We start from the raw sequence: 12,580 nt of genomic DNA, 5'->3' as shown, positions 1-12,580 counted from the left end.
TAAGTATTTAACTTTGTTTAATATAAAATTATCTTAAAAAGCATCTAAATTGAAGCTTTTAGAGTACATAAAATGAATGGCAACAATAATTGATTACATAATAAAGCATCGTATTAAATCTACAATGATTATTATTCTTATTGTTTTTTATATTTTTTGCTTACCTAAACAACTCTTTAAAGACCCAACAGCAACTGTTATTACTAGTTCGAATTCTGAGTTATTAGGTGCTCAAATATCAAAAGATGGGCAATGGCGATTTCCCCATAACGATTCTATTCCAGAAAAATTTAAGACATGTATTGTTCAGTTTGAAGATGAATATTTTTATAAACATCCTGGATTTAATCCAATTTCTATTTTAAAAGCTTTAAGAGATAATTTAAAATCCAATAGTGTTAAACGCGGTGGAAGTACTATAACCCAACAAGTTATTAGGCTTTCTAGAAAAGGTCAAAAACGCACCTATTTAGAGAAATTAAAAGAAATTATTCTAGCAACACGTTTAGAACTTCGAGAATCAAAAGAATCTATTTTATCTTTTTATTCTAGTAACGCTCCTTTTGGCGGAAATGTAGTTGGTCTTGATGCGGCCTCTTGGCGATATTTTAATAGAAATGCCAATAATTTATCTTGGGCAGAAAGTGCTACTTTAGCAGTATTACCTAATGCACCTAGTTTAATTTATCCAGGGAAAAATCAAGAACAGTTATTAGAAAAAAGAAATCGCCTGTTAAAAAAATTACTAGATAATTCGATTATTGATACACTCACATATCAACTTTCTATTGCTGAAGGTTTGCCGCAAAAACCTTATCGATTGCCACAAATTGCACCTCATTTATTGCAAAAAGTAGCTCAGAAATATTATGGAAAACGCATTCAAACAACATTAATCATGCAACTTCAAGAGCGTATAAATCACCTTGTTAAAACACATTATAATCAACTTAGTCAAAATGAAATTTACAATGCTGCTGTTTTGGTTTTGGATGTAAAAACTAGACAGGTTTTAGCTTATGTTGGTAATACACCCACAGATAAAATGCATCAAAAAGATGTCGATATTATTGATAAGCCAAGAAGTACAGGTAGTATTTTAAAACCTTTTTTATATGCGTCGATGTTAGATGCTGGCGATTTACTTCCTAATACCTTGGTAGCCGATGTACCCACACAATTTGGAAGCTACAACCCAGAAAACTACGATAAAACCTATGATGGCGCTGTACCTGCAAGTCGCGCTTTATCACGCTCGTTAAACGTACCTGCCGTTAGAATGTTGCAAGATTTTGGTTTAGATAGATTTTACCATTATTTAAAAAAGCTCCATCTTAAGGATTTAAAATATAACGCCAATCATTACGGGTTATCTTTAGTTTTAGGAGGTGCCGAAAGTAACCTTTGGGATTTATGTAAAAGCTATGCTGCTTTATCTTCAACCTTAAACCATTTTTCTGAACATTCTAGCGAGTACTTTTCAAATGAATTTTGCGAACCTACTTTTTTGGCTTCTGAAGTTATTGATTTTGGAAACAAAACTACTGATAAAACGCTTTTTGATGCTGCCTCTATTTATCTTACCTACGAAAGTTTAAAAGAAGTAAACCGACCTGAAAGTGATGAAAGTTGGGAGTTTTTTGATGGCTCGAAACAAATAGCTTGGAAAACTGGTACTAGTTTTGGGTTTCGAGATGCTTGGGCTATTGGAGCCACAAAAGATTATGTAGTTGGAGTTTGGGTTGGTAATGCCGATGGTGAAGGGAGACCTGGATTGGTTGGTGTACAAACTGCTGCGCCTATTTTATTTGATGTCTTTAATTTACTTCCTAATAGCGATTGGTTTATTAAGCCCTTTGATGAATTGAAAGAAATTACTATCTGTAAACAAAGTGGATATAGAGCTTCTGCTTATTGTGATGATGATGAAAAGAAGTTTATCCAAGTTAGCGGATTGAAAACAAAACCTTGCCCATATCATATTCTAATTCATGTTGATAAAAATGAAGACTTTCAGGTTAATTCTTCTTGTGAAGACATAACCAATATTAAACATAAGTCTTGGTTTGTATTACCACCCTTAATGGCCTATTATTATAAAGCAAAAAATCCTTTTTACAAACCTTTACCAAAATACAGAACTGATTGTTTAAATAATAGTTCTATATCAATTGAATTTATTTATCCTAAAGCAAATAATAACATCTTTTTACCTAAAGATTTTAATGGAGAAACTAACGATCTTATTTTAAAAATTGCCCACTCTAAACCAGAAACTACTGTGTTTTGGTATGTTGATGATGCTTTTTTAGGAAGCACTAAAGATATTCATGAATTGGCCGTTAAACCAAACAAGGGAAAACACGCCATTACTGTAGTTGATGAATTTGGAAACGAATCCAAACGTTGGTTTGAAATTTCAGAATAATTATTCTAAAACTTCTTTAAAGATAAAACACGAATAGTACTGGTGCTATGAATAAATAAAAGCTATTACATTAATTCAACATACGTATTGCTAAAAACTTAACCTTTACCTTAAAGAAAACCCTTTTGCAGCCCACCATGGGTGTATTTCAATTACTAGCCTACCAGCTATTACCATTGGGTCTGAATTGGCTAAACTATCTGCCATTTTTAATGTTGGTACATTATAAATGGTAACTCCTCTTAGATTACCATCATCTCCAAATGGACCAGAAATATCTGCGTAACCCATCTCATACATTTTAGTTAAATGCTGCAAATGTAATTTTTGTAGTTCTGCAGACTCTTCTTCGTTTTGTCCGCGAATTGGACCCTTTTTTAAAAATGCCATAAAATATTGTTGCATTAAAATAGTGTCTTGCGTTTTTGGGTCGATATAATCAAAGATTTTAAAACCTTTACCCTCTAGTTCTTCTTTTAATTGTTTCATGGTTTTAGAAACAACAGGAACAATACTATCTTCATTTTCTATTAAAATTGAATCTTTAATTACTGTTGCTACCTCTTCAACATTTTCGTTTATTTCAGATAACGTGGCTTTTGATTCTTCTTTACAATTAAAAAAGAATATTATGGATATTGTTAATACTATTAATTTTTTCATGATTTCCAGGTATTATATGGCTGCTTACTTAACTGAGAATTATAATATTTTATTTGTCCTGTCACTTCTTTTCCTAACCAATTTGGTGTTTGAAAGGTTTCATTTTCATTTTCTAATTCAACCTCAGCAACTATTAAACCTTCATTATCTCCAAAAAAGTCATCCACTTCAAAAATGTGATTCCCTACTTTTATTTCATAACGCATTTTATCAATAACACCCGGTTCACATAGCTTTAATAATTGATTTGCTTCTTTTATTGTTATTTTTTTTTCCCATTCAAAACGTGATAATCCATTTTTTGAAGATTCACCTTTAATGGTTAAATAACCACAATCGCCTTTTAATCTTACTCTAATAGTTCGCTCTTTATGGGTATTTAAAAATCCTTGAGTAATTCGAGTTACATTATAAGCTTCTGTTTTAAAAGCATCAGAAAGTACTAAAAATTTACGTTCAATTTCTATCATTTATTATCCAATTCTTAATTTAATTAAAAGGTATTTAATTCCTAAATTTACAGTATGTCTACCGATTTACCAATTCGAAAAATAATTCACGTTGATATGGATGCATTTTATGCGTCTGTTGAACAATTGGACAATCCTGACCTTAAAGGTAAACCAATTGCAGTTGGTGGTGGTGGAAAACGAGGTGTTGTAAGCGCTGCTAGTTATGAAGCTCGGAAATTTGGAGTTAAAAGTGCTATGGCTGGAAGTTTAGCTATTAAATTATGTCCAGATTTAATTTTTGTAAAAACAAACTTTGAAAGGTATACTGAAATATCAAAAAAGATTAGAAAAATATTTTATGAATATACCGATTTAGTCGAACCATTATCCCTTGATGAAGCCTATTTAGATGTTACCAATAACAAAAAGGGAAACCCAAGTGCTTCCTTAATTGCTGAAGAGATTAGAACACGTATTTTTAAAGACCTTGGTTTAACAGCTTCAGCAGGTATTTCTATTAATAAATTTATTGCTAAAGTTGCGAGTGATTATAATAAACCTAATGGGCAAAAAACAGTAAACCCAGAAGAAATTCTTGAATTTTTAGAAAATTTAGATATAAGAAAATTTTATGGTGTTGGTAAAGTTACTGCTGAAAAAATGTATCAAAAAGGGATTTTTACTGGTTTAGATTTGAAAAAAAAATCATTAGAATATTTAGATGAAAATTTTGGTAAAGCTGGCAGATACTATTACTACATAGTTAGAGGCATTCATAATAGTGAAGTAAAGCCGCATAGAACTCGAAAAAGTTTAGCTGCAGAACGTACTTTTAGTGAAAATTTATCGTCTGAAATTTTTATGCTTGAAAAGCTAGAACATATTGCCGAAGAAGTATCGCGTAGATTATTAAAAAGTAAAGTAGCTGGTAAAACTGTAACATTAAAAATAAAATATAGTGACTTCACATTGCAAACACGAAGCAAAACATTACCATATTATATTAGTGATAAAAGTGTGATTTTAGAAACTGCTAAAGAGTTATTATACCAAAATAAAATGACTAATTCTGTTCGATTACTAGGTATTTCTATGTCTAATTTAAATACTGAAAAAAAGAAAAAACCAGAGTTAACAAAAAGTGTTAGTGTACAGCTAAAATTTGAGTTTTAATAAAATAGTGTTATTATACAAGGAAGTTAAAATGTAAATCTTATAATTTATTACATTTGATTCATATCAAAAATTAAATCAAATAATTTATAAGCTTCAATTACTACAAGAAAAAGTACATGCCAGAAACTAAAGAACCTGTAAATATTAAAAAAAGTGTTTGGGATACTTCCGTAAAAGTAGAAGAAAACGGATATTATTGGAATAATGACCCCCTTTTTAAAAAAGGAAGTAATATTAATACCGATAAACCTATTGTAGCAGAATTATTTTGTGGTTGCGGAGGTACATCTTTAGGTTTTGAAATGGCTGGTTTTGAAACTGTTTTGGGTTGCGATATTCATACACCATCTATTCAAACATTTCAAGCAAACCATCCAAATTGCTCAACAATTAATGGTGATATTAAAAAAGTAGACCCAGAAGTTGTTAAGGAATTACTTAATGGCAGACAGCTAGATGTGCTAATTGGAGGAATACCTTGCCAAGGGTTTTCTCTAAATAACAGAAAAAGACACGAGCAAGACGACAGAAATTATATGTACAAAGAATTTGCACGTTTTGTAGAAGTTTTACAGCCAAAAGTGGTTGTTTTAGAAAATGTTTCTGGAATGAAAAGTGTTGGTAGTTTTGTCTCAGATATAGAAACCCACTTAAGTAAAATTGGGCATATGAACGTAAAAAGCAAACTACTTTACGCTCCAGATTATGGTGTGCCACAAAAAAGAAAGCGACTAATATTTATTGGTATTCGAGACAACGTATTTGATTTTAGAGATATTATTAAAACCCATGGACCTGAAACAGAAAATGAATATGTAACTATAAAAGATGCTATTGGAGATTTACCTGCTTTAAAAAATAAAGAAACTAAAACCAAATATAATTCAGAACCTTCTAGTGATTTTCAAGAGCTAATGCGTTTAAATACAAATGGTCGTTTTACAGGTCATACTGCTCCAAATCATCCAGCAGCAACTATTGAAAGAATAAGAAACACTAAACCTGGAGAGCCTATGTACGATAGGTTTAAACAACGAATACGTTTAGCTTGGAATATTCTTAGCCCAACTCAGGTTTCTGGAGGAATACGACCTCAATTTCAACTTGGTCACCCAAAAGATAATCGTGGATTAACCATTAGAGAAAGGTGCCGAATACAAAGTTTTCCAGATAATTTTATTGTAAAGGGTGGTACGGTTCAAGCGAGAGTACAAACAGGAAATGCTGTACCTCCATTTTTAGCCAAGGCTGTAGCTTTAGCAATAAAAAAATATATTGAATGAGTTACTGCATTAATTAATAAAAGTACATTTTACTAATTTCATGATTGAAGTTTTAATTACACCAGATATTGTTGAGTATGCTAACAACAAATTAGAGCATGTAAACACTCTTGATAATTTAGGACTTAGTAAATTTGGTTCTGAAAGAGATAGGATTTTAGTGGGATATATTGGTGAAAGAATTATGATGAAGCACCTTGGACTAAAAAATGACGAAGACAAATATCATTATGACTTAATATCAAATAAAGGTAAAAAGCTTGAAATTAAAACCATTACCTGTAAATTTAAACCAAAACCTGATTATTGGTGTACAGTTAACTCACACGACTTATCTGGGGTTTATAAACAAAATGCCGATTTTTATATATTTCTGAGAATTTTAAATGATTATAGCAAAGGGTGGATACTTGGATGGATATCATGCCAAGATTTTTTTGAAAAAGGAACGTATATTAAAAAAGGTAAAGACTTTGGTAAATTTAAATTTGTTAAAGCTAATGCTACTATATTACCCATCAATGAACTAAGTAAATTTAAAAATAAAACAAACACCTTTTAGTTTTTTAAAAACTTTGAGTAATATTAATTTGTATTAGGAATTGTAACGGTATACTTTTAAATAGAAAAAACTGCCCAAAAGCAGTTTTTTCTATTTAAAAGTATAGTGCTAAGTGTATTACTTTAAGTTGCATGTTTCAATTTCTGTTACACGCAAAGTATTTACCATTCCCTTATCTTTCATTGGCATTGCTGCTAAACTAATAAGCATATCTCCAACATCTAAATACCCCATTTTACAGGCAATAGCATTAACATCTTCAATCGTTTCATCAGTACTTACAAACTTATCATAGTAAAATGCACGTACACCCCAAAGTAAACTTAAACGCGTTAAAATACGCTTGTTTGATGTAAATACTAAAATGTGACATGATGGCCTCCAAGCCGAAATTTGAAAAGCTGTATACCCACTATTTGTTAATGTTGAAATAGCTTTCGCATTAATTTCGTTTGCCATATTAGCAGCGTGATAACATATCGATTTTGTTATAAAACGATTGGTACGAATATGAGGTGGCAGTTGAGGTACTTGAATTAATTTTGAATTCTCTACATTTTTTAAAATGTTAGACATTTGTCTAATTACTTGAACCGGATATTGACCCACAGATGTTTCACCAGATAACATTACGGCATCAGCACCATCCATTACAGAGTTTGCAACATCGTTTACCTCTGCTCTAGTTGGTGTTAAACTATCTATCATAGTTTCCATCATCTGTGTTGCAATAATTACTGGAATTCTTGCTTTTTTAGCACGCAACACTAATTGTTTTTGAATAAGTGGTACTTCTTCTGCTGGAACTTCTACACCTAAATCTCCACGAGCTACCATTAAACCATCACAATGAGCAACAATTTTATCGATATTTTCTACCGCTTCTGGTTTTTCAATTTTTGCAATTATAGGAATTTTATGAGTGCCATGTTTTGCTATTAAATCACGAAGCTGCATTAAATCTTCAGCATGACGAACAAAAGAAAGTGCTATCCAATCTACATCTAAACTAATTGCGAAAATAGCATCTTCTATATCTTTTTCAGTTAGTGCAGGTTGTGAAATATCTGTATTTGGAAGGTTTACACCTTTTTTTGATTTTAATGGTCCGCCTTGAATAACTTTAGCTTTTACTTCAGATATTTTATCTGTAGAAACAACTTCGAAAAGTAATTTTCCATCATCTAAAAGAATGCGTTCACCTGGTTTGGCATCTTGAGGGAAATTCTCATATGTCATGTAAACACGTTCTTTTGTGCCTTCAAAACGTTCACCAGTAGCAAAGATTATTTCATCTCCAGGATTTACAACAACTTCTTCTTTCATAACACCTACACGAAGTTTTGGTCCCTGTAAATCTGCTAAAATGGCTGCTGTAAAACCATATTCTTCATTAAGTTCACGTATCATTTTTATACGCTCTTTTACATCATCATAGTCTGCATGAGAAAAGTTTATTCTAAAAACATTTGCGCCTTCTTCAAGCATGCCTTTTAAAACTTCTTTTGTGCTGGTAGCTGGCCCTAGAGTTGCTACTATTTTGGTTTTTTTATTTATTGACATTAGTTAAAAATTAAATTCTCTTTAGATTTCAATTGTTTAGAATCTACACTATAAGCAGTTGCAATTTGAGGTATTTTTAATATACTGTCTAAAATATATTTTTCTTTACTGGAACTGAACTCATTATCTATTTTTAAAAAATAGTTTACAGTTTTATATTCTGGCAATAATTGAAATGTTTTGGTTATTTTTTCTTGGTTGTCGAATAACGACGTATTATTTGATTTTTGGAGTTCTTCTGTTTTACAAATATTAGACACTAAACTCCAGGTTATTAATTGTTTTTCATCTTCCCATTCATAAATTGAATACGAAACTTGTCCATTCTTAAAATCTAAATCTGATGGTTTTCTAGATAGTGTTATACCTAAATATTTGTTAAGAAGATATGCTAAACGATAATCTTCCAGTCTGCAATGTATTGCTATTAAAGTGTATAATACTTCATCAAAAGCATCATCAAGAATAAGTTTGTGAACAGCCATAACTTATTTTTAAATTTCGTAAATATAATATTTAAAAAGTTCAGTTCAATTACCTTTATGTTAATCTTGGCAATAAATGTGACTAAAACGTTGTAGTAATTATTGATAAAAACCTCATTGATATAAATACAAAAAGTACTTTATTTATTTTAGATAAGATAAATAATTTAAAAAGAAGCTGTTAATAAAAATATCTAAATCATCTTAGACATTTTACTTTGAAATGCAAAAAATGCTCGTTTTGATGCTTTTTCTTCTGCCTTTTTCTTCGAGGTTGCTCTGGCTTTAGCTATGACTTTTTCATCTATAGATAGTTTTACAGAAAAATGCCTTACATCATCATTACCGGTATCTTCATAAACATTATAACCAAATGTCTTCTTTTCTTTTTGGCACCATTCAATTAGTAAGCTTTTGTAGCTTATAACCTTGCCTTCTAAAGTTTCAATATCAACATAAGGTATGATAACACGGTTATAAATAAATTTTTCACAGTATTTATAACTTCTATCTAGAAAAATGGCTCCTATTAATGCTTCAAATAAATTACCATGTATATTGTCTCCAAATTGTCCGGCAGGAATTTTGCTTTTTACTAAATCTATGAGTTTTAAATCTTTCCCTAGCTCATTTAAATGCTCTCTACTAACTACCTTAGATCTCATTTTAGTTAAGTAACCTTCATCTCCACTAGGTACTTCAAGATATAAGTGAGAAGCAATTACTGAGCTTAACATGGCATCACCTAAAAACTCTAACCGCTCGTAATTAAACGGGTTGCCTTTCGGGTCTTTTATATTCATAGACCTGTGGGTAAAAGCTTTTTTATAATACTTTATGTTTTTAGGTTTAAACCCAAGAATTTTAGTTAATTCCATAAAAAAATTCCCGTTGCGTTTAAAACGGGAATTTAGTATGTTACGAATGCTGTCCATTCGGGATTTAATCTATTTTTTTGAATAACACACAAGCGTTGTGACCGCCAAATCCAAATGTATTACTCATTGCTACTTTTACATCTCGCTTTTGTGCCTTGTTCAAGGTTAAATTTAATTCAGGATCAATATTTTCATCTACTGTTGTATGGTTTATTGTTGGTGGTACAATACCATGCTCCATTGCCAATATAACCGAAATAGCTTCAATAGCTCCAGCTGCACCTAAAAGATGACCTGTCATTGATTTTGTTGAATTAATATTTATATTTTTAGCGTGACTTCCAAATACTTCTGAAATTGCTTTAAGTTCTGCTACATCTCCTAAAGGTGTAGATGTACCATGAGTATTAATATGGTCTACATCTTCTGGCTTTAGGCCAGCATTTTCTAAACAATTCTTCATAACTGCTATAACACCTATGCCTTCTGGATGTGGCGCTGTCATATGATATGCATCAGAAGATAAACCTCCTCCAATACATTCTGCATATATTTTAGCTCCTCTTGCTTTTGCATGTTCATATTCTTCTAGAACCAATGCTCCCGCACCTTCTCCTAAAACAAAACCATCTCTTGTTCCATCAAATGGACGAGATGCTGTTTCAGGGCTTTCATTTCTAGTAGATAATGCATGCATGGCATTAAAACCACCCATACCAGCAATAGTTACTGCCGCTTCACTTCCTCCTGTTACAACCACATCTGTATGCCCTAAACGTATTGAGTTTAAAGCATCAAAAATAGCATTAGCAGAAGATGCGCAAGCAGAAACCGTTGTGTAATTTGGCCCCATAAAACCATGTTTTATAGAGATATTACCTGGTGCAATATCAGCAATCATTTTAGGAATAAAAAATGGGTTGAATCTAGGTGTTCCGTCACCTGCAGCGAAGTTTAAAACTTCATTCTGAAAGGTTTCTAAACCACCAATACCTGCACCCCATATAACACCTACACGTAACTTATTGACTTTATCTAGATCTAACTTAGAATCCTCAATAGCTTCGTCTGCCGCTACCATAGCGTATTGCGCAAACTTATCCATTTTACGAGCCTCTTTTCTATCAAAAAAGTCTGTAACGTTGAAGTTTTTTAATTCACAAGCGAACTTTGTTTTAAACTTCTCAGTATCATAATATGTTATAGGCGCAGCCCCACTTTTACCACTAATTAAGCCTTCCCAATATTCTTCTATGGTATTGCCAATTGGTGTTAAAGCGCCCAATCCTGTGACTACAACTCGCTTTAATTCCATAAAGTATTTTGATTGTTTTTTTTACTTATTTAGCTTCTTCTATATAAGAGATAGCTTGACCTACTGTAGCGATGTTTTCAGCTTGATCATCTGGTATTTGTATATCGAATTCTTTTTCGAATTCCATAATTAATTCTACAGTGTCTAAAGAGTCGGCTCCTAAATCGTTTGTGAAGCTAGCTTCAGTAACAACTTCGTTTTCATCTACTCCTAATTTGTCCACGATAATCGCTTTTACTCTTGATGCAATGTCTGACATAATCTTTTAATTTAAATGTTTTAATTAGTTGGCAAAAATAAAAAACTTTATTTTATAATACACTTTTACGATAAAAATGTGTTGGTAATTTACTAAAATAACTTTTAAGTATTTAGTTTTTACCTTCTAATTGTTAATAATTATTCTTTTTTTTGTTTGAATAATATTTAACACTATAGTCTGTAAAATGAAACGTATTGTAATTTTTGCGTCCGGAGGTGGTACTAATGCTGAAAATTTAATTAAGTTTTTTCACAACAGCGATAATGCGTCTGTTATTCAGGTATTATCTAACAATCCCCATGCCAAAGTTTTAGAGCGAGCAAAAAACCTAAAAGTTAGCGCATTGTCTTTCAATAAGATAGCGTTTTCTAAAAATGATGATGTCCTTAATTTGTTAAAAGCATCAAAGCCAGATTTAATTATTTTGGCCGGATTTTTATGGAAATTTCCAGAACATATCTTAAATGCTTTTCCAAATAAAGTAATTAATGTTCATCCTGCTTTACTTCCTAAATACGGAGGAAAAGGTATGTACGGCATGCATGTTCATGAAGCTGTAGTTGCAAACAAGGAAAAAGAAACCGGTATTACAATTCATTATGTAAATGAGCATTATGATGAAGGAGCTATAATTTTTCAAGCAAAATGCGAGGTGAATCCTAACGATTCGGCAGAAAATGTTGCTGCTAAAATTCATAAATTAGAAATGGAACATTTTCCTAAAGTTGTAAATAAATTGTTGTCTGAATAAAGTTTAGAACTTAAATTGATGAGATATCCACATTTGTGGAAACAAAAAAATGGCACGGAAGAAAAAAAAATATTACACCGTTTGGAAAGGACATCATACTGGTGTTTTTGATTCTTGGGACGATTGTAAAGCACAAATAAAAGACTTTCAAGGGGCACAGTATAAATCATTTTCAACTTTTGATGCAGCAAAAAAAGCACTAAAAGGCAATTATTTTGATTATGTTGGCAAAAACAAAGGTTTTAAAAGTGAATTATCTGAAATACAACTAAAAAAAATAGGGCTACCTAATTATAATTCTATTTCGGTTGATGCAGCTTCAAGCGGAAATCCGGGCATTATGGAATACCGAGGTGTAGATACAAAAACCAAAAAACAAATATTTATACAAGGCCCTTTTGAAGAAGGCACAAATAATATTGGAGAGTTTTTAGCTTTAGTACACGGGTTAGCTATTCTTAAAAAAAACAATAGCAATAAAATATTATATACAGACTCTAAAACAGCAATGAGTTGGGTTAGAAAAAAAAACTGCAATACTAAACTAAAACGTAATGATAAAAATAAACCCGTTTTCGATTTAGTTGATAGAGCTATTATTTGGTTAAAAAGTAACACCTATAATACCGTTATAGTTAAATGGGAAACTAAAGCTTGGGGGGAAATACCTGCCGATTTTGGGAGAAAATAATATATTCCCTAGGAAAGGTTTTAAATACTAAATCAAAAAACATTTTAAAAAATTAAGGGATATAATAAATT

Annotated in this window: 13 protein-coding genes; 6 read left to right on the top strand and 7 right to left on the bottom strand. The window is 31.4% G+C overall.

Annotated features, from left to right (window positions below; translation table 11 throughout):
• The first annotated feature begins 76 nt into the window (after window positions 1-76).
• Entirely contained in the window at window positions 77-2,428 is a 2,352-nt protein-coding gene (gene pbpC / locus Q0842_RS00780; protein ID WP_298492968.1) for a penicillin-binding protein 1C, read from the top strand.
• A 105-nt stretch (window positions 2,429-2,533) separates the two neighbouring features.
• Here pbpC and Q0842_RS00775 read toward each other — a convergent pair whose 3' ends face one another.
• Window positions 2,534-3,091 (bottom strand): hypothetical protein, encoded by a 558-nt coding sequence (locus tag Q0842_RS00775; RefSeq protein WP_298492965.1) that lies wholly within the window; start codon window positions 3,089-3,091, stop codon window positions 2,534-2,536.
• Window positions 3,088-3,561, bottom strand: coding sequence for a CYTH domain-containing protein (locus Q0842_RS00770; RefSeq protein ID WP_298492962.1), 474 nt, complete (start codon window positions 3,559-3,561; stop codon window positions 3,088-3,090). Before Q0842_RS00770 ends, Q0842_RS00775 begins: the two co-directional genes overlap by 4 nt.
• 54 nt (window positions 3,562-3,615) lie before the next feature.
• On the opposite strand from Q0842_RS00770, the gene dinB reads away from it, so the two are divergent.
• The 3 genes from dinB to Q0842_RS00755 all read left to right on the top strand — a co-directional run bounded on the left by dinB (window position 3,616) and on the right by Q0842_RS00755 (window position 6,564).
• A complete protein-coding gene (gene dinB, locus Q0842_RS00765) occupies window positions 3,616-4,716 on the top strand; it encodes a DNA polymerase IV (protein ID WP_298492960.1) in 1,101 nt (366 codons plus the stop codon).
• Window positions 4,717-4,835: 119 nt separating this feature from the next.
• Complete coding sequence (locus tag Q0842_RS00760) at window positions 4,836-6,002, top strand: DNA cytosine methyltransferase (protein ID WP_298492958.1); 1,167 nt, start codon at window positions 4,836-4,838, stop codon at window positions 6,000-6,002.
• Between the two features lie 40 nt (window positions 6,003-6,042).
• Complete coding sequence (locus tag Q0842_RS00755) at window positions 6,043-6,564, top strand: hypothetical protein (RefSeq protein WP_298492955.1); 522 nt, start codon at window positions 6,043-6,045, stop codon at window positions 6,562-6,564.
• 117 nt (window positions 6,565-6,681) lie between these two features.
• On the opposite strand, the gene pyk is transcribed toward Q0842_RS00755, so the two are convergent.
• The 5 genes from pyk to Q0842_RS00730 form a co-directional block, all read right to left on the bottom strand.
• Complete coding sequence (pyk, locus tag Q0842_RS00750) at window positions 6,682-8,127, bottom strand: pyruvate kinase (protein WP_298492952.1); 1,446 nt, start codon at window positions 8,125-8,127, stop codon at window positions 6,682-6,684.
• Window positions 8,127-8,612 carry an IPExxxVDY family protein gene (locus tag Q0842_RS00745; protein ID WP_298492949.1) on the bottom strand — a complete coding sequence of 162 codons (486 nt, stop codon included), beginning with the start codon at window positions 8,610-8,612 and terminating at the stop codon, window positions 8,127-8,129. Before Q0842_RS00745 ends, pyk begins: the two co-directional genes overlap by 1 nt.
• A 194-nt stretch (window positions 8,613-8,806) precedes the next feature.
• Entirely contained in the window at window positions 8,807-9,547 is a 741-nt protein-coding gene (gene rnc, locus Q0842_RS00740) for a ribonuclease III (RefSeq protein ID WP_298492946.1), read from the bottom strand.
• Window positions 9,548-9,554: 7 nt separating this feature from the next.
• The gene (gene fabF, locus Q0842_RS00735; protein ID WP_298492943.1) at window positions 9,555-10,805 is read right to left on the bottom strand and encodes a beta-ketoacyl-ACP synthase II; all 1,251 of its coding nucleotides are present in this window, start codon (window positions 10,803-10,805) and stop codon (window positions 9,555-9,557) included.
• A gap of 25 nt (window positions 10,806-10,830) precedes the next feature.
• Window positions 10,831-11,064, bottom strand: coding sequence for an acyl carrier protein (locus tag Q0842_RS00730; RefSeq protein WP_008269813.1), 234 nt, complete (start codon window positions 11,062-11,064; stop codon window positions 10,831-10,833).
• A gap of 187 nt (window positions 11,065-11,251) precedes the next feature.
• On the opposite strand from Q0842_RS00730, the gene purN reads away from it, so the two are divergent.
• Entirely contained in the window at window positions 11,252-11,818 is a 567-nt protein-coding gene (purN, locus tag Q0842_RS00725; RefSeq protein ID WP_298492940.1) for a phosphoribosylglycinamide formyltransferase, read from the top strand.
• A 49-nt stretch (window positions 11,819-11,867) separates the two neighbouring features.
• Window positions 11,868-12,509 (top strand): ribonuclease H family protein, encoded by a 642-nt coding sequence (locus tag Q0842_RS00720; RefSeq protein WP_298492937.1) that lies wholly within the window; start codon window positions 11,868-11,870, stop codon window positions 12,507-12,509.
• Window positions 12,510-12,580: the final 71 nt, after the last annotated feature.

The sequence above is a fragment of the uncultured Algibacter sp. genome (assembly GCF_947495675.1).
Taxonomy (GTDB): domain Bacteria; phylum Bacteroidota; class Bacteroidia; order Flavobacteriales; family Flavobacteriaceae; genus Algibacter_B.
The sequence above is the reverse complement of the archived record's forward strand: the minus strand, read 5'-3'. Positions and strand labels throughout refer to the sequence as shown.

Bases quoted from the DNA above. Each gene is read 5' to 3' on its own strand.
- fabF (WP_298492943.1), bottom strand. From the start codon at position 10,805: ATGGAATTAAAGCGAGTTGTAGTCACAGGATTGGGCGCTTTAACACCA.
- Q0842_RS00760 (WP_298492958.1), top strand. From the start codon at position 4,836: ATGCCAGAAACTAAAGAACCTGTAAATATTAAAAAAAGTGTTTGGGAT.
- Q0842_RS00720 (WP_298492937.1), top strand. From the start codon at position 11,868: ATGGCACGGAAGAAAAAAAAATATTACACCGTTTGGAAAGGACATCAT.
- pbpC (WP_298492968.1), top strand. From the start codon at position 77: ATGGCAACAATAATTGATTACATAATAAAGCATCGTATTAAATCTACA.
- Q0842_RS00755 (WP_298492955.1), top strand. From the start codon at position 6,043: ATGATTGAAGTTTTAATTACACCAGATATTGTTGAGTATGCTAACAAC.
- rnc (WP_298492946.1), bottom strand. From the start codon at position 9,547: ATGGACAGCATTCGTAACATACTAAATTCCCGTTTTAAACGCAACGGG.
- dinB (WP_298492960.1), top strand. From the start codon at position 3,616: ATGTCTACCGATTTACCAATTCGAAAAATAATTCACGTTGATATGGAT.
- Q0842_RS00745 (WP_298492949.1), bottom strand. From the start codon at position 8,612: ATGGCTGTTCACAAACTTATTCTTGATGATGCTTTTGATGAAGTATTA.
- Q0842_RS00730 (WP_008269813.1), bottom strand. From the start codon at position 11,064: ATGTCAGACATTGCATCAAGAGTAAAAGCGATTATCGTGGACAAATTA.
- Q0842_RS00770 (WP_298492962.1), bottom strand. From the start codon at position 3,561: ATGATAGAAATTGAACGTAAATTTTTAGTACTTTCTGATGCTTTTAAA.
- Q0842_RS00775 (WP_298492965.1), bottom strand. From the start codon at position 3,091: ATGAAAAAATTAATAGTATTAACAATATCCATAATATTCTTTTTTAAT.
- pyk (WP_298492952.1), bottom strand. From the start codon at position 8,127: ATGTCAATAAATAAAAAAACCAAAATAGTAGCAACTCTAGGGCCAGCT.
- purN (WP_298492940.1), top strand. From the start codon at position 11,252: ATGAAACGTATTGTAATTTTTGCGTCCGGAGGTGGTACTAATGCTGAA.